Annotated in this window: 1 pseudogene; it reads left to right on the forward strand. The window is 38.8% G+C overall.

The annotated features are described in order from the left end of the window. A pseudogene (locus tag J7R10_RS08540) lies at nucleotides 1-498 on the forward strand (NAD-glutamate dehydrogenase); the annotation flags it as partial.

Raw genomic sequence — 498 nt, forward strand, 5'->3', positions numbered from 1 at the left:
ATTCCTTTCTTAAAAGAAAAAGCCAAAACCATCATTCAACGCCTTTGATATAAACGCGCAGACTATTCTGGAAAATCACTCATTAGTGTTTTAGAAACCTATCCAAGAGATGAAATGTTTCGCTCTGACATTGATACATTGACAGAAAACGCCAAACTTATCTTGCAATTAGATGAACGTCCACGTTTGCGAGTGCTTGCCCATATTGATTCTTTTGGACGTTTTGTTTCTATACTCGTCTATATACCCCGTGACCAATACAGCAGCAACATTCGTGAAAAAATTGGCGAATATTTTGTTGACCTTTATCAAAGTGATTTTCTTGAATCCTATCCTCTGTTTTTAGAAAGCACACTTATCCGCGTTCATTATATCATCCATCGCAAAAGGAGTGAAAGTGCTCCTCTTATTGAACGCACCACACTTGAACACCATGTACGTTCCATAGCACGAAGTTGGGAAGAGAGTGTTCAAGCTATCGCTCTTACCCGTAAAACA

The sequence above is a fragment of the Bartonella vinsonii subsp. berkhoffii ATCC 51672 genome (assembly GCF_902825225.1).
Taxonomy (GTDB): Bacteria; Pseudomonadota; Alphaproteobacteria; order Rhizobiales; family Rhizobiaceae; genus Bartonella; species Bartonella berkhoffii.